Source organism: Streptomyces triticagri, from assembly GCF_003429565.1.
In the GTDB taxonomy this organism is placed as follows: Bacteria; Actinomycetota; Actinomycetes; order Streptomycetales; family Streptomycetaceae; genus Streptomyces; species Streptomyces triticagri.
The window spans coordinates 1-15872 of record NZ_QUAK01000206.1 but is presented as its reverse complement, the minus strand read 5'-3'; the positions used below and the strand labels follow the sequence as shown (position 1 = coordinate 15872).

Sequence of the window (15872 nt, the reverse complement as noted above, 5' to 3'; positions counted from 1 at the left end):
GGCACGCGCGCGTGTGCGTTCGGCCGGGAGGCCATGGGGGAGGTGCGGGTGCCCGGACTCACAGGGCGGTCATCCGTGCATGACGGGCGGCCGCGATCACGGTGCGGGCCTGATGCTCCGCCTGGTGCTCGACCGGCACCCAGCGGGCCCGGAAATGCCCGGCGAACGCGTCCGACCAGTGGGCCACCAGCTCGTCGAGCCGCGGCGCACTGGGGTGACCCGTCTCGCGCAGTACGCGGAGCAGCATCGCCGCGGCCCGCAGCGGTATCCGCCGTCCGAAGGCATCGATGCTGCTCACATACGTCATCGAGGCGCCCGGCGGCGGCGGAGCAAGCCAGTCGCGGGCGAGACCGGGAGCCAGCCCGAGAGCCCACCGGGAGGCCCGCAGGAGCGGTGCGACACCGGCGGGCACGAGCCCTTCCCCGCCGTTCGCGGCGCCGTCGCCGTCGCCGTCGTCATCGTCGCCTTCGCCGAGTCCCGCGCCGACGAGGAACTCCTCGACCTGCCCGGCCTGTTCACCGAGCCGCCGGGCGATCCGCTCCATCGCCGCAGGCGCGGCCGGATGCCGCGCCGGGTCGTCCACCAGGTCGCTGGCCCACATCGGCACCTCGACGATCGCCGTGAGCCCGCCGTAGCGGTGGGCGTGGTGCCAGGTCGAACGGGTCCAGTCGTCCGGCAGGCTGGGGAACGAGGTGTCCGTCCCCGGCTCCGGCATCACATGGACACCGGGCCCGGACACCGGCCAGCCCGCCGCGTCCGAGGTGTTCGTCTCCACCGGGATGTGCAACTGGGCCGCGGACTTGGCGAACGGCTCGGCGAGCCCCGGGATGTCCCGGGTCAGCTGTACCCAGCTGCCGCCCATGTCCGTACCGTGCAGCGACACCTGGAGGTACGGGCGCACCTCGTCGATCACCCGGAGCAGCGCCCGCGTCTCCGGCGGCAGGCGCTCCGGCGGCAGCACCGAGGGCGCCCACTCGGGCTGCTCGGGTCCCGCCGGGCGGAAGAACCGCCGGTGGTAGTCGTAGAGCGAGGTGGGCGAGAGGCTGTGGTGCAGAGCCGCACCGTCCGGGTCGGCGCACAGCAGGAAGTGCCAGGACGTGGCGGCCCGCAGGGCACCGTCCTGCAGCACCCGCTCGACGAGGCTGAGCGTGGTGGGTCCGCCCACCGGTTCGTTCGCATGCGCGCCCGCGACCACCAGAACACTCCGCCGCGCCCGGCCCACCGAGAGGAGGCTGATCGGACGGCCCGCCCGGGACCGGCCGACGCGCCGCAGCCTGCACAGGTCAGGCCGACTCCCGCTCAACGCCCTTGCGGATGCTAAGAGTTCCGGCTCGGTGAGATAGCGCTGGCCCGTCAGGTGACTCACCCCCGTAAGGTCCGCCGACGTGCGCATCCGCAGTACGCCACGCGTCGGACCAGCTGTCAAGCGCTCGCGAGCCGTCCTTTGCCGACTTTCAACGGCGTACGGTCAGCGCCTCACCAGGAGGGCCACCGGACGGTCCGCGAACAGGTCCGCCACGCGCGCGTGGCCACGGAATTGCCGTACTTCAGGGGCGGGCCCGTCCGCCGTCGTATCGGGGGTCCGCCGATGGGCCTCCTCGCGCGCGTGCAACGCGACGGCGTCCACGAACGTGCCGTCCGGAAGGGGCAGTTCGGTGTCCTGCCAGCCGCCGGACCGCGCGAGGCGCAGCGACAGCCGGGTCGCCGCGCTCACCACCCGCTCGGAGCGCGTGAACGCCACGCAGTGTTCCGCTGCGGGCCCGACGGCGATCAGCGGGCGATACGTCCCCGAGGCTCCGAAGGCGGCCGGGTCGTCGCGGCGCAGGCGGAGCGCCGCGCGGGTCACGTCCGGCTTGAGCCGGTCGACGGCCGGTTCGCCGGCGCTCGGTCCGCGGGGAGCGAACTCCACCGGCCGGCGGTTGTCCGGGTCGACGAGGACCCGGTGGAGCCGTTCCGTGCCCTGGTAGAGGTCCGGTACGCCGGGCATGGTGAGGTGCAGCAGGGTGGCGCCCAGGACGTTCGCCAGGATGTGTGGACGCAGCGTCTCGCTGAGCCCGGCGAGGGCGGCGACTCCGGAGGCGCCGCAGGGGCCACTCGTCATGAACTCCCTCACCGCGTCCTCGTAGCCGGCGTCGGGCTCGGTCCATGTGGTGTGCAGTCCGGCCTCCCGCGCATGCTTCAGCATCGCGTCGCGCAGCCGGTCGCCGTCCGCCGGACCGAGCCCGAAGGCGGTCTGCCAGGCCGCCCACACCAGAGACCGGTCGACGCCCCCGGCGGCCGGATCTCCGGACGAATCCGGCCCGACCTCGGTCAGCAACTGCGCCCAGCGGTCCGGGCATTCGGTCAGAACGGCGATCGTGGCCCGCACGTCCGCGCTGCGCTTGGTGTCGTGCGTGGACAGGACCGTCCCGGAGTCCGGCCGGTCGTGCTGCATGCGCGCGCAGAAGGCATGGAAGCCGGTGGGCGGCAGCGCGGGCCTTCCCGGATCGCCGCCGACCTCGCACGCCGAGAGCAGCGGGACGTGGCGGTAGCAGGCGGTGTCCTCGACGGCCTTGGCACGCAGCGCGGACGAGGTCTGCGCGAAACGGGCCCGGAACGCCCGGAGTTCGGGCCCGTCACCGCCTTCGTCGCCGACCAGCAGGGCATGCACCACATCGACCGCGAGCCCCTCCTCGGGGACCGTGAACGCCTCCCGGGCCTGCGCCGCGTCCGAGGCCCGCAGTACGGCGCGGGCGGCCTCCCCGGTGCCGTACGGGCGGTACACCGGGACGCGCACCAGGAGCTCCTGCAGCGCCGTGCGCAGCGCCCACGGCGCGTGGTCCGGATGCCCGGCCGCGGCGGCGCAGGAGGCCGCCGAGCGGACCAGACGGTCGACCTCGGCGGCCAGGTCGTGGGTCACGACCTCCCTGGCCGCCCTGCGTACGGTGCGCTCCCAGTCGCCGCCGAGGTCGTCCGGCGGCGCGGCGAAACTCCGGTACCGGCCGAGGAGTTCGCCGGCGCCGGCCGGGTCCACGAAGAGGCCGTCGATGTGCCGCAGCGCGTCGTAGCCCGTGGTCCCCGCGACGGGCCATGTCGGCGGCAGCAGTTCGCCGTCGGCGAGGATCTTCTCGACGACGGTCCAGCACCCGCCGCTCGCCCCGTGCAGGGTCCGCAGATACGCTCCCGGGTCGGCGAGCCCGTCCGGATGGTCGATCCGCAGCCCGTCCACGACGCCGGAGCGCAGCAGCCCGAGCACGGTGCGGTGGGTGGCCTCGAAGACCTCGGGGTCCTCCACCCGGACTGCGATCAGGTCCGAAATGGTGAAGAAGCGCCGGTAGTTGATGTCGGTGCGGGCCAGGCGCCACCAGGCCAGGCGGTACCACTGCTCGTCGAGGAGCTTGTCGAGCGGCCGTTCCTCGGTGCCCGGGCGCAGCGGGTAGGACCGCTGCCCGTGGTGCAGCACCCGGCCGTCCACCCGGAAACCGTCGAGCACCGCCTCGCGCCGGTGCGGGAGCACGGGCAGCAGCAGCACGCCGTCGTGCCGGTCCCAGTCGATGTCGAACCACTGCGCGTACGGGGACTGGGGGCCCTCGCGCAGCACCTCCCAGAGTGCGTGGTTGGCGTCCGGCACGGCGGCCATGTGGTTGGGCACGATGTCGACGATCAGGCCGAGTCCGTGCGCGCGGGCCGTCGCCGACAGGGCACGGAGGCCGTCCTCACCGCCGAGTTCCTCGCGCACGCGCGCGTGGTCGACGACGTCGTAGCCGTGGGTGGAACCGGGCACCGCCTCCAGGACGGGGGACAGATGCAGATGCGATACGCCCAGTGCGGCCAGATGAGGGACGGCGGCCTCGGCGGCGGCGAACGGGAACCGCGGCTGGAGCTGCAACCGGTAGGTCGCCGTCGGCGGATCGGCCACGGCCGGCGCGGGCGCCTCGTGGGCCCGTCCCACGGGCGTGCGCCGTGCGGGCGGTGTGGTCGGTTCGTCGGGGCTGCTCGGCGGCACAGGGCTCATGCGAAGCTACGTACCCGCGCCGTCCCGATTCGTGTCATCACCGCATGCGTACGGGCGGGGGAGCGCGGCTAGCTTCGAACGATGCCAACGGGACCAGCGAGCGGAACCAACACGCCGTCAGACGCCCTGCAGGACCGCCCCGAAACCGGTACCGACACCCGCACCCAGACCCACACCGGCACCGCGTCCGAGCCCGTCGCCGGCGGCGTCCTCGCCCGCTTCGCCGCGATCCTGCGGATCACCGGACCGCTGCTCCCCGTCGTGTCGTTCCTCGGCCGACTGCCCACCGCGATGATCCAGATGGGCAGCGTCCTGCTCGTCACCGAGACCAGCGGATCGCTGGCCGTGGGCGGCGTCACCGGATGTGCGCTGGCGCTCGGGCAGGTGGCGCTCGGCCCGTTGGTGGGCCGGCTCGCCGACCGCAGGGGGCAGCGCACCGTCGTGCTCGCCCTGAGCCTCCTGAACGCCACGGCGATCCTGGTCTTCACCCTGGCGGCGCTGCTCCGGCTGCCGCTGTGGGCCCTGGTCCCGCTCGGCACCCTGGCCGGTGCCACCGTCCCGGGGATCGGACCGCTCGGCAGGGCGCGCGTGGTGGCCATCGTCCGGCGCCGGGGCGCGTCGAACCGCATGGTGAACGCGGTGATGTCCATGGAGAGCACGATGGACGAGCTGTCGTTCGTGCTCGGCCCGGCCGCCGTCGGTCTCGCGGCAGTGGTCGGCTACCCCGCGCACGCCTTCGTGGCGGGTGCCCTGCTCGTCGGGGTGTGCGGTACCGCCTTCGCGCTGCATCCGACGGGCCGCGCGCCCGGCACCGAACCGCCACGCGCGCGTGGACAGGCACATACGTCTCCACGCGCGCGTGGAGAGGCAAAAATGTCTTCACGCGCGCGTGATCCCCGGATCCGCCCACCTCTGCCGCCCATGCCCCGCGAGGTGCACGTCGTCCGTGTCGGCCTGGTCTGTCTCGGCGTGCTGCTAGGTGCCTGCGGCGCCGGAATCACCGCACTGAGCGGCGAACTGGCCTCCGCGGACCAGGCGGGACTCGTCTACGCGGCGATGGGCGTGACCAGCGCCATCAGCGGCCTGTCCATGGGCGCCGTACCGGAACGCATCACACTGGCCACCCGCTGGCGGGCCGTCACGGCGCTCGCCGCCGTGCTCTCGCTGCCGCTGATCGGGGCCGGCTCCATGACCGCCCTCTATCTGGCCGTGGTGCTCTTCGGCGCCGCCTTCGCACCCAACATGATCACCGGGTTCGCGCTCACCGAGCGGGCGGTGCCCCGGGTCCGCCTCGCCGAGGGCATGACGGTCGCGAACGGCTGCCTGGTCGGCGGGCAGGCCGTCACCCTGGCGGTCGCCGGGCGACTGGCCGAGTCGTACGGGGCATGGGCCGCCTTCACCGTGGGCAGCACCGCCGCCGTGGCAGCCTTCGGCGTGGCCCTGTACGCGGGCGTACGGGGTCGCGGCGACTCCGGCGGGACGGTGCCGCGGGACGACGTCAGGCCGGCCGCTGCAGCACGGTGAGGCTGCGGTCCACCAGCGTCACGCGCTCACCGGCCCCGAGCTTCGCCCCGCGCATCGGCGGCACCGGCTCACTGCGCGCCGTGTCGACCACGACCTGCCACTGCTGCCCGTGGTCGGTGGGCACCACGAACTCGATGGGCTCGTCGGAGGCGTTGAACATCAGCAGGAACGAATCGTCGTGGATGGCCTCCCCGCGCTGCCCCGGCTCCGAGATCGAGTTCCCGTTCAGAAACACGCTCAGCGCGCGCGCCTGTGCACGGGACCAGTCCTCGCGGGCCATCTCCTGCCCCTGCGGAGTGAACCAGGCGATGTCGGTCAGCTCGTCGTGCGTCCCCTGCACCGGCCGGCCGTGGAAGAACCTCCTGCGGCGGAAGACCGGATGGTCGCGCCGCAGCCAGGTCATTGCCCGGGTGAAGGCGAGCAGCGCGTCCTCCCCGCCCTCGCCGTCCACCGGGTCCGGCCAGTGCACCCAGGACAGCGGACCGTCCTGGCAGTAGGCGTTGTTGTTCCCCCACTGGGTGCGGGCCAGTTCGTCACCGTGGCTGAGCATCGGCACGCCCTGGGACAGCATCAGCGTCGCGATGAAGTTCCGGGCCTGCCGCTGACGCAGGGCGAGGATCCGCGGGTCGTCCGATTCGCCCTCCGTACCGCAGTTCCAGGAGCGGTTGTGGTTCTCGCCGTCGCGGTTGTCCTCGCCGTTCGCCTCGTTGTGCTTGTCGTTGTACGACACCAGGTCGCGCAGCGTGAACCCGTCGTGGCAGGTCACGAAGTTGATGGAGGCGAGCGGGCGCCTGCCGTCGTCCTGGTACAGGTCCGAGGAGCCGGTCAGGCGCGAGGCGAACTCGGCGAGCGTGCGCGGCTCACCGCGCCACAGATCGCGCACCGTGTCGCGGTACTTGCCGTTCCACTCGGTCCACAGGGGCGGGAAGTTGCCCACCTGGTAGCCGCCCTCACCGACGTCCCAGGGCTCCGCGATCAGCTTCACCCGGGACACCACCGGATCCTGCTGCACCAGGTCGAAGAACGAGGACAGCCGGTCCACCTCGTGGAACTGCCGGGCCAGTGTGGCCGCGAGGTCGAAGCGGAATCCGTCCACATGCATCTCGGTGACCCAGTAGCGCAGTGAGTCCATGATCATCTGCAGCACGTGCGGGGACCGCATGAGCAGCGAATTCCCCGTCCCTGTGGTGTCCGTGTAATAGCGCCGGTCCGCCGAGAGCCGGTAGTAGGAGGCGTTGTCCAGGCCGCGGAAGGAGAGCGTGGGGCCCAGGTGATTGCCCTCGGCCGTGTGGTTGTAGACCACGTCCAGGATGACCTCGATGCCCGCCTGGTGCAGGGCCCGTACGGCCGACTTGAACTCGAGGACCTGCTGGCCGCGGTCGCCCCAGGAGGCGTAGCCGTTGTGCGGGGCGAAGAAGCCGATCGTGTTGTAGCCCCAGTAGTTGGCGAGGCCGAGGTCGGTCAGCCGGTGGTCGTTGACGAACTGGTGCACCGGCATCAGCTCGATCGCGGTCACCCCGAGCTCCGTCAGGTGCTCGATCACGGCCGGGTGCGCCAGGGCCGCGTATGTGCCGCGCTGCTCCTCGGGGAGGGCCGGGTGAAGCATCGTCAGGCCCTTCACATGGGCCTCGTAGAGCACGGTCTCGTGGTACGGAGTGCGCGGCGCCCGGTCGTCGCCCCAGTCGAAGTACGGATTGACCACGACCGAAGTCATGGTGTGGGGAGCCGAGTCGAGGTCGTTGCGCCGGTCCGGGGCGCCGAAGTGGTAGCCGTACACCTCCTCGCCCCACTGGATGCTGCCGCTGACCGCGCGCGCGTAGGGGTCGAGAAGCAGCTTGGCCGAATTGCACCGCTGCCCACGCTCCGGGGCGTACGGGCCGTGCACCCGGAAGCCGTAGCGCTGCCCTGGCATCACCCCGGGCAGGTAGGCGTGCCGCACGAAGGCGTCCGCCTCGCGCAACTCGACGGCGGTCTCGGACCCGTCGTCGTGCAGCAGACACAGTTCGATCCGGTCGGCGGCCTCCGAGAAGACCGCGAAGTTGGTGCCGGCGCCGTCGTACGCGGCACCGAGTGGGTACGCCTGTCCAGGCCAGACCTGCATGGAGGGGACTCTTCCATGGACCGGGCCCGGATCGGGTGCCGGTTCGCCGAGACTCCCCTCGAAAGTGCGCCGGTTGAGCGAATGCCCTATTGGTGGCTGGTTTCACGGCGCCGTCCCGCTCCGTTCGACGGCAATGCCGAGTGGCCGAACTCCGTCCGCGCTATGACTCCGCTCACTACCGTGGACCCCTGTCCCGAGGAACGGCGAAGTGGAACAACGGAGTTGGGCCGAGAAGCCTGCGCATCCGGCTGCACCGCCCGCCGGTCGCGGAGTACCCTTCCTTGATCGTTGAACAGGGAATTCACGGCGCGGCACAGGCATGCCGTCCGGCCCCGGGGGGAACGGAAGGCGGTGCATGGGTGGGCTCGGGAGGGCTGGAGCTGCCCCCTGGCGACGAGGGTCGCGAGGGGAGCTCCACGGACGCTCCGCCCTCGACGGTGTCCCTGGCGCGGCCGGTGGACGCGGGATCGCAGATCGGACCGGAACTGGACTGGGGTGTCGACGCCTGGCGTGAGGTGCGCACCCGCGCACAGCGGGCAGGACGCGCCTACATCTGGCTGAATCTGGTCGAACAGCGGCTGCGTGCCGTCGTCGCGGCCGTACTGCGGCCGATCTACGAACCGGTGCACGGCGACGACTGGGTGGTCGCCGCGGCCGGTCCCGCCGGCCAGGAGTGGGTGCAGCGGGCCGTCGCCGTCCGGGAGGTGAGCAGACGCAAGGGCTATCTGCTCGACCCGGCCGACGACAATGTGCTGAGCTTCCTCACTCTGCCCCAGCTGCGCGAGCTGATGGTCCAGCACTGGCCGTGCTTCGAGCCGTACTTCGACGACCGCCGGGACGTGGAACTCGCCCTGGACGAGCTCGAGGTCACCCGCAATGTGGTCTCCCGCAACCGCGCCCTGTCCGAGACCGTCCTGGCCCAGGCCGAGCGCGCCTCGACCCGGCTGCTCGACATACTCGGCGCGGACACCGAACTGCCCTCGTCGCGCCGGTTGCCGGTGGACGCCGTGGAGGACCTGGTCGGCGACCGCTACGCGGACGTGGTCGGCGTGCACCCCGACCGGGTGCGGCTGTTGCGGCAGTTCCCCGCCGAGGACATCTTCGGCGGCGCCCGCCGGCTCGACGCGGCCGGCATAGGCCTCAATCTCCTGGTGCAGAACTTCTCCGGCCGACGCCTGGTCAGACTGGCCGAGTCCGGCTGCCGGGTCCGGCTGCTCTTCCTCAATCCCGCCAGCAGCGCGGTCAAGCGGCGGGAGCGCGAACTCGGCCTGAAGAAGGGCGAATTGAGCCGGTCGGTGGAGATGAACATCCTCCATATGCGCCGGGTGCGGTCCCGGCTGCGCGATCCCGGCGCCTTCGAGATCCACGTCTTCGACGAGACGCCGCGCTTCACGGCCTATCTGGTGGACGGCGACGGCTCGGACGGCATCGCCGTGATCCAGTCGTATCTGCGGCGCACCCGGGGGATGGAGGCGCCCGTGCTCGTGCTGCGGGGCGGCCGGCGGGTGGTCAGGTCCGACGACGGCGATGTGGGCCCCGAAGGGCTCTTCGAGACGTACCGCGAGGAGTTCGAGTCGGTCTGGGCGGATTCGCGTCCTGTGTCCTGAAAGGCCTTTCCTTATCGATTCGTTCCTTCCGGTCGACCTGCCGCCCCATGCCGTACGCAGAGCACAAGCGGAACGCACCCATCGGATTGTCAGTGGCGCATGGGAGTGTGAACGGCACATGGGGGAGCTTCACGAAGGAGGGGCTGGATGAGCCGGCACAGCGAGCCGTCGGGCGGGTCCGGAGCGGGGACGACGGGTGGGAGCCTGCGATGAGTTGGTTCAGCGGGCCGCTGGTGGCCTTCGACCTGGAGACGACGGGCACGGACATCGAGACCGACCGGATCGTCACCGCCGCCGTGGTGGCGGTGGATCCGGCGGACCAGCGGCCGGACGTCAGGACCTGGCTGCTCGACCCGGGTGTCCCCATCCCGGCCGAGGCCACGGCGATACACGGCATCTCCACGGAGCACGCCCGGCTGCACGGCACTCCGGCCGCTCCGGCGATCGAAGAGATCACCACCACCATCGCCGAGGCCCTGGCATCGGGGACACCCCTGGTCGTGATGAACGCTCGATACGACCTCTCGCTGCTCGACCGCGAATGCCGCCGGCACGGCACGGCGCCCCTGGCGGAGCGTGTGCGCGGACAGGCCTCTCCGGTCATCGACCCGCTGGTCCTCGACAAGCACGTCGACCGGTACCGGAAGGGCAAGCGGAATCTCCAGGCGCTCTGCGAGCACTACGGCGTACAGCTCAGCGAGGCGCACGACGCGGTGGCCGATGCGGTGGCCGCGGCCCGGGCGGCCCGGCGGATGGGCGCACAGCACGCGGACATAGGCGCCCTGGCGCCGGCGGATCTGCACGAGCTCCAGGTCCGCGCGGCGGCCGACCAGGCGGCGTCCCTGCAGCGCTATCTGCGACGCACCTCCAATCCCCGGGCGACGGTCGAGCAGGCCTGGCCGGTCATCCCGCGTCCGCGGTGAACTCGGCCGTCGGGGAGCGGAGTTGGGTCCTGTGCCGGAAGCTCAGAAGGGATACCAGCGCACAGCCGTGTCCCCGTCCCGCAGCGAGGCCACCCGGCGCCGGAACTCGACCAGCGCCTTGGGATTGCTCGGTGCGTGCTGCGCCACCCAGGCACAGCTCGCCGTCTCGCGTGCCCCGCGCAGCACAGCGCACCCGTCCCATTCGCGTACGTCCCAGCCGTACGTCGTGACGAAGGAGGTGTAGGACTCGGCGGGCAGCCCGTAGCGGTCGGCGGACAGCGCCATCACCACGAGGTCGTGCTCCCGCAGATCCGTGGAGAAGGTCTCCAGATCCACCAGGACCGGGCCGCCGGGGCCGACATGGACATTGCGCGGCAGCGCGTCCCCATGGATGGGGCCGGGCTCCAGGTGCGCGGTGAGCGCGGCGGCCGCGTCGGCGAAGCCGTCCCTCCGCTCGCGCAGATAGGCGGCGTCGGCCGGGTCGACGGCGTCTCCGGCGAGCCGCAGCCAGCGCTCCACACCGCCGAGCAACTCCCGGCGCGGCAGCGCGAAGGGCGGCGCGGGCAGTGCGTGCACCTGCCGGAGCAGCCCCGCCAGATCGGCGGGCTCGACGGGCCTGACCGCGGGTCCGATGCCGTGCCAGACCGTCAGCGGGTGACCGTCGACCAGTCGCGGCTTCGGCTCGGCGGCCCGGACCGCGGGGACCTCGCACTGCTCGAGCCAGTCCGCGACGAGCAGTTCGCGGGTGGCACGCTCGAGGAGTTCGGGGGCGTCCCGGCCGACCTTGACGACCACGCTGCCGTCGGTGAAGACCGCGTTCTCACCGAGCGAGAGCAGCTCGGCCCCGGGGTCGAGGCCGGCTCCGTCCAGGAGCTCGCGAGCCCGAGCCTCGTCCATCAGTTGCCTCCCACGGCCTTGCGTGCGACTGGTGCGGGTGCCGCCGGCACCGCCGTCGACCCCGCTCAGTCTCCCATTCGTACAGGCCACGAGGTGCGCGCGGCCGCTTGACGTTTGCAGGTCACGTCAGCACGATGACGGAGCCCACCCGGGGCGAACACGGCGCGTAACGCTCGCAAGGACCAGGCGGTGTCTCCCCACGGGTCCCCCACACACCGCCCGAAGGAGCCGCTCCCGTGACACTGTCGACCGCGACGAAGCGGCCGCGGAAGGGCGCGCCGTCGCAGGGACCGCCGGCCGACTACGGCGCGTGGTTCCTGGTCCTGCCGGCGCTCATCCCCATCCTGGTGCTGAGCGTCGGGCCGCTGTTGTACGGCATCGCCCTGTCGTTCACGGACGCCCAGTCGGGACGTACCGCCGCGACCCAGTGGGTCGGACTGCTGAACTTCCAGGACCTGGCGCACGACACCCTCTTCTGGGACTCGTTCCGCATCGGCCTGCTGTGGGCGGTCGGGGTGACGGTCCCACAGTTCCTGCTCGCCCTCGGCCTGGCCCTGCTGCTCAACCAGGACCTGCGCTTCCGCTGGCTGGCGAGGGCGCTGGCGATCATCCCCTGGGCGATGCCCGAGGTGGTCGTCGGCATCATGTGGCGCCTCGTCTACCACCCGGACGCGGGCGTGCTCAACGAAACGCTGGCCGATCTCGGCCTCGGCGGCGGCCGCGACTGGCTGACCGGCACCGCCACCGCACTGCTCGCCGTCATCGTCGTCGGCATCTGGGCGGGCATGCCCCAGACGACGGTCGCCCTGCTCGCCGGCCTGCAGAACACACCGCGCGAACTGCACGAGGCGGCGGCGATGGACGGCGCCGGAGCCTGGCGCCGCTTCCGGACCGTGACCTGGCCGGCGATCAAGCCCGTCGCCCTGGCCATCTCGGCCCTGAACTTCATCTGGAACTTCAACTCCTTCGCCCTGGTCTACGTACTCACCCAGGGCGGGCCCGGCGGCCGCACCCGGCTGCCGATGCTCTTCGCCTACGAAGAGGCCTTCCGCTACGGGCAGTTCGGCTACGCGGCGGCGATGGGCTGTGTGATGGTCGCGGTGATCTCCGTGATCCTCGCGTTCTACCTGGTGGGCAGGTTGCGCGGAGGTGACACGAGCTGATGCGTACCTCGAGGCCCGTGCGCGCCGCGCAGTACCTGGCCCTCCTCGCCTATCTCGTCTTCCTGGCCTTCCCGTTCGTCTGGCTGATCTCCACCGCGTTCAAGCCGGCCGCGGAACTGGGCAGCCTGCACCCCACCTGGATCCCCGAGAACCCCACCCTGGAGAACTTCCGGCAGGCCTTCGACGAGCAGCCGCTCCTGCAGGCCACCGCCAACTCGCTGATCGTGGCGCTGAGCGCGGCCCTGGTGGCAGTGGTGATCGCCACGCCGATGGCGTACGTGATGGCGCGTCACCGGAACCGGCTCGCGAAGGCGGCCACCGGCTGGGTCGTGATCAGTCAGGCTTTCCCGTTCGTCCTGATCATCATCCCGCTCTTCCTGATCCTGAAGAACTTCCACCTGATCAATTCCCTGGCAGGTCTGATCATGGTGTATGTGGTCTGGGCGCTGCCGTTCGCCCTGTGGATGCTGGTCGGCTACGTACGCGCCGTGCCGCCCGAACTGGAGGAGGCCGCGGCCGTGGACGGCGCCGGACGGCTGCGCATCCTGGTCTCGGTCACCGCACCGCTGCTCGCGCCCGGGATCGTCGCCACCGCCATGTTCGCCTTCATCACCGCGTGGAACGAGTTCTTCTTCGCCCTCGTCCTGCTGAAGACTCCGGAGAAGCAGACGTTGCCCGTCATCCTGAACCGCTTCATCGGCACCGAGGGCGTCGCCGACCTCGGCCCGCTCGCGGCGGCCGCCTTCCTCGCCACCATCCCGTCCCTGGTGATCTTCGCGCTCATCCAGAAGCGGATCACCGGGGGCATGCTCGCCGGGGCGGTGAAGCACTGATGCGCCGCGCGTGGAGGAGTCGCCCCCGGATCCTGACGGCCACCGCGGCCGCCCTCGCCGTGCTCCTGTCCGGCTGCAGCGGCTCGGACGGGGACGACGACGGCAAGATCACGCTCGAATTCCAGTCGCTTGCCTGGCAGAAGGAGTCCGTCGACGTCAACAAGCAGCTGGTGAAGGAGTGGAACGCCCGCCATCCCGATGTGCGGGTGAAGTACGTCCAGGGCAGCTGGGACAGCGTCCACGACCAGCTGCTCACCTCCTTCGAGGGCGGCGAGGCGCCGGACATCATCCACGACGCCTCCGACGACCTCGCGGACTTCGCGTACGGCGGCTATCTCGCCGATCTGCGCGAGCTGCTCCCGTCCCGCCTCACCTCGGACATCCCCGACGCCGCGTGGGAGACGGCCACCTTCGACGAGGGTGTGTACGGAGTGCCGTTCCTGCAGGAGCCGCGGGTGCTGATCGCCAACGCCAAGTGGCTGAAGAAGTCCGGCGTACGCATCCCCACCACCGAGAAGCCCTGGAGCTGGCCGGAGTTCCGCCGGATCACCAAGGAGCTCAGCGGGGGCGGAAAGTACGGAGTGGCCTGGCCTCTGAAGGAGCCTGTTTCGGCCACGTTGAACCTCTCCCTGTCCACCGGCGGCCAGGTCTTCCGCCGCGGCGCGGACGGGAAGGTGGAGATCCGCTTCGACGCGGCCGACCAGGAGGTGCCGCGTACCGTCCACGACCAGGTCAACACCGATGGCAGCGCGTCGAGTTCGACCCTCGGTATGGGTGGCTCGGACACGCTGCCGGGCTTCTTCGGCGGCAAGTACGCGATGGTTCCGCTCGGCTTCTCGTACCGCCAGCAGGTGGTGCAGCAGGCGCCGAAGGGCTTCGAGTGGCAGGTGCTGCCGGCCCCGGCGGGCGCCGCGGGCCTGCGGCAGGGAGTCTCCCCGCAGACCTTGTCCATCGCCGAGGACAGTGCGCACAAGAAGGAGGCGATGGAGTTCATCGACTTCCTGCTGCAGCCGGACAACATGGTGCGGCTCGCCGAGGGCGACTGGATGCTGCCGACCGGTGCCGAGGCGCTGAAGGCTCCGGCGCTGCGCCGCGAGAAGGACGGCTGGGCCGTCGGGACGGCGCTCGCCGGAGAGTTGCGGACCGCGCCCGCGCAATCCGTACGCGGCTATCCGGAATGGAAGGACAAGGTGGCCACGCCCGCCCTTCAGGAGTACTACAGCGGTGCGATCGACGGTGTGGAACTGAAGAAACGCCTGGTCGAGGACGGCAATCTGGTGCTGGCGCGCTACCAGCGCTGAGTCGGGCGTCAACTGGCCGCTGTGCCATGCGATTTGCACAGAGCGTCCGAATTATTATTACGAAAACTTGTTGAACAAGTCACAGGTGTATGTAGGTATTGATCTGCGCGCGTCAATCGGTCAGGGTTTCGTCTCAACCCCCGGACATCTTCCGGGTCTACGGGGGTTGAATCGACAACTTTATGCAACCCCCCACAACTCCCCCCACACCACGAGGAGCTCACTCTTCATGGCAAGTCACAAGCGCGCTCGTTCGATGAAGCTCACCGCCGCGATAGCCACCGCCGCCACCGCGGTCGGTGTCACGATCTTCGCCAGCCCCTTCGCGGGCGCCGCGGCTCCGGCCGAGGGCAAGGTCTACGGCGCCGACGCCAAGGGCGCGGTCGCGGGCAGCTACATCGTCATGCTGGACGGCAAGACCGACAAGAGCGGCAAGCAGGACCTCGCCAAGGAGTACGGCGGCAAGCTCAAGAAGAACTACTCCTCCGCGATCAACGGCTTCTCCGCCTCGGGCCTGTCCGAGAAGGAGGCCAAGCAGCTCGCTGCCGACCCCGCGGTCGAGAAGGTCGTCCAGAACAAGAAGTTCACCATCGACGCCACCCAGGACAACCCGCCGTCGTGGGGCCTGGACCGCATCGACCAGACCGAGACCGCCGGTGACGACGCGTACACCTACCCGGACTCGGCCGGCGAGGGCGTCACCGCGTACGTGATCGACACCGGTGTCCGCATCACCCACGAGGACTTCGAGGGCCGCGCGACGCACGGCTACGACGCGGTCGACGGCGACGACTCGGCCGACGACGGCAACGGCCACGGCACGCACGTCGCCGGCACCATCGCCGGTGCCGCGCACGGTGTCGCCAAGAAGGCGAACATCGTCGCCGTCCGCGTCCTCGACGACAACGGCTCGGGCACCACCGAGCAGGTCGTCGCGGGCATCGACTGGGTGACCGAGAACCACGAGGGCCCGTCCGTCGCCAACATGAGCCTCGGCGGCGGCGCGGACGAAGCGCTCGACGCGGCCGTCCAGAAGTCCATCGCCGCGGGCGTCACCTACGGTGTCGCAGCCGGCAACGAGTCCTCGGACGCGAGCCAGAGCTCGCCGGCCCGCGTGCCGGAGGCCATCACGGTCGCCTCCTCCACCGACGCCGACGAGCAGTCCGACTTCTCCAACTACGGCGAGATCGTCGACATCTACGCTCCGGGCTCGGACATCACGTCCGCCTGGAACACCGGTGACGACGCCACGAACACCATCTCCGGTACGTCGATGGCGACGCCGCACGTCGTCGGCGCCGCGGCCGTCTACCTGGCCGGCAACCAGGACGCCACGCCGGAGGATGTGGCCACCGCCCTGACCGAGGGTGCCACCCCGGACGCGATCTCCAACGCGTCCCCGGGCACCCCGAACCTGCTGCTCAAGGTCACCGAGTAAGCACCCGCAAGACCGGCGGCCGTCGCGCTTTCCCCCACGGGGCGCGACGGCCGCCTCCTGCTGCGCTGCGCCGGGCGACGGCTCGCTGCTT

General features: G+C 71.0%; 11 protein-coding genes. 7 read left to right on the top strand and 4 right to left on the bottom strand.

The annotated features are described in order from the left end of the window. Positions 1-58 precede the first annotated feature (58 nt). Together DY218_RS28065 and treY are read right to left on the bottom strand one after the other, a co-directional pair. The gene (locus DY218_RS28065; RefSeq protein ID WP_407703696.1) at positions 59-1366 is read right to left on the bottom strand and encodes a M14 family zinc carboxypeptidase; all 1308 of its coding nucleotides are present in this window, start codon (positions 1364-1366) and stop codon (positions 59-61) included. A 102-nt stretch (positions 1367-1468) separates the two neighbouring features. Further along, positions 1469-3994, bottom strand: coding sequence for a malto-oligosyltrehalose synthase (treY, locus tag DY218_RS28060; protein WP_128558948.1), 2526 nt, complete (start codon positions 3992-3994; stop codon positions 1469-1471). A gap of 81 nt (positions 3995-4075) precedes the next feature. Between treY and DY218_RS28055 the strand changes: the two genes are divergently transcribed. Beyond that, on the top strand, positions 4076-5518 hold the full coding sequence (locus DY218_RS28055; RefSeq protein WP_233521934.1) for an MFS transporter: 1443 nt from the start codon (positions 4076-4078) through the stop codon (positions 5516-5518). Here the strand turns inward: DY218_RS28055 and glgX are convergent. Further along, positions 5493-7619, bottom strand: a complete 2127-nt coding sequence (gene glgX / locus DY218_RS28050) for a glycogen debranching protein GlgX (RefSeq protein ID WP_128558947.1) — start codon at positions 7617-7619, stop codon at positions 5493-5495. The two genes, DY218_RS28055 and glgX, sit on opposite strands and share 26 nt — an antisense overlap. A 359-nt stretch (positions 7620-7978) precedes the next feature. On the opposite strand from glgX, the gene DY218_RS28045 reads away from it, so the two are divergent. Both DY218_RS28045 and DY218_RS28040 read left to right on the top strand, forming a co-directional pair. Beyond that, positions 7979-9226: an SAV2148 family HEPN domain-containing protein gene (locus DY218_RS28045; protein ID WP_128558946.1), complete on the top strand. Its 1248-nt coding sequence runs from the start codon at positions 7979-7981 to the stop codon at positions 9224-9226. A gap of 209 nt (positions 9227-9435) precedes the next feature. Continuing rightward, the gene (locus DY218_RS28040; RefSeq protein ID WP_128558945.1) at positions 9436-10149 is read left to right on the top strand and encodes a 3'-5' exonuclease; all 714 of its coding nucleotides are present in this window, start codon (positions 9436-9438) and stop codon (positions 10147-10149) included. A 42-nt stretch (positions 10150-10191) separates the two neighbouring features. Here the strand turns inward: DY218_RS28040 and DY218_RS28035 are convergent, their stop codons facing one another. Beyond that, the gene (locus tag DY218_RS28035; protein ID WP_128558944.1) at positions 10192-11046 is read right to left on the bottom strand and encodes a phosphotransferase; all 855 of its coding nucleotides are present in this window, start codon (positions 11044-11046) and stop codon (positions 10192-10194) included. 236 nt (positions 11047-11282) lie between these two features. Between DY218_RS28035 and DY218_RS28030 the strand changes: the two genes are divergently transcribed. The 4 genes from DY218_RS28030 to DY218_RS28015 all read left to right on the top strand — a co-directional run bounded on the left by DY218_RS28030 (position 11283) and on the right by DY218_RS28015 (position 15781). Next, complete coding sequence (locus DY218_RS28030; RefSeq protein ID WP_128558943.1) at positions 11283-12209, top strand: carbohydrate ABC transporter permease; 927 nt, start codon at positions 11283-11285, stop codon at positions 12207-12209. Next, positions 12209-13042 carry a carbohydrate ABC transporter permease gene (locus DY218_RS28025; protein WP_128558942.1) on the top strand — a complete coding sequence of 278 codons (834 nt, stop codon included), beginning with the start codon at positions 12209-12211 and terminating at the stop codon, positions 13040-13042. Before DY218_RS28030 ends, DY218_RS28025 begins: the two co-directional genes overlap by 1 nt. Beyond that, entirely contained in the window at positions 13042-14343 is a 1302-nt protein-coding gene (locus tag DY218_RS28020; RefSeq protein ID WP_128558941.1) for an ABC transporter substrate-binding protein, read from the top strand. The genes DY218_RS28025 and DY218_RS28020 overlap by 1 nt, the downstream gene beginning before the upstream one ends. A gap of 229 nt (positions 14344-14572) precedes the next feature. Further along, positions 14573-15781 (top strand): S8 family peptidase, encoded by a 1209-nt coding sequence (locus DY218_RS28015; RefSeq protein WP_128558940.1) that lies wholly within the window; start codon positions 14573-14575, stop codon positions 15779-15781. Positions 15782-15872 lie beyond the last annotated feature (91 nt).

Excerpts from the sequence above, each read along its gene's own strand:
- treY (WP_128558948.1), bottom strand. The coding sequence starts at position 3,994 with ATGAGCCCTGTGCCGCCGAGCAGCCCCGACGAACCGACCACACCGCCC.
- DY218_RS28055 (WP_233521934.1), top strand. The coding sequence starts at position 4,076 with ATGCCAACGGGACCAGCGAGCGGAACCAACACGCCGTCAGACGCCCTG.
- glgX (WP_128558947.1), bottom strand. The coding sequence starts at position 7,619 with ATGCAGGTCTGGCCTGGACAGGCGTACCCACTCGGTGCCGCGTACGAC.
- DY218_RS28040 (WP_128558945.1), top strand. The coding sequence starts at position 9,436 with ATGAGTTGGTTCAGCGGGCCGCTGGTGGCCTTCGACCTGGAGACGACG.
- DY218_RS28035 (WP_128558944.1), bottom strand. The coding sequence starts at position 11,046 with ATGGACGAGGCTCGGGCTCGCGAGCTCCTGGACGGAGCCGGCCTCGAC.
- DY218_RS28025 (WP_128558942.1), top strand. The coding sequence starts at position 12,209 with ATGCGTACCTCGAGGCCCGTGCGCGCCGCGCAGTACCTGGCCCTCCTC.
- DY218_RS28020 (WP_128558941.1), top strand. The coding sequence starts at position 13,042 with ATGCGCCGCGCGTGGAGGAGTCGCCCCCGGATCCTGACGGCCACCGCG.
- DY218_RS28015 (WP_128558940.1), top strand. The coding sequence starts at position 14,573 with ATGGCAAGTCACAAGCGCGCTCGTTCGATGAAGCTCACCGCCGCGATA.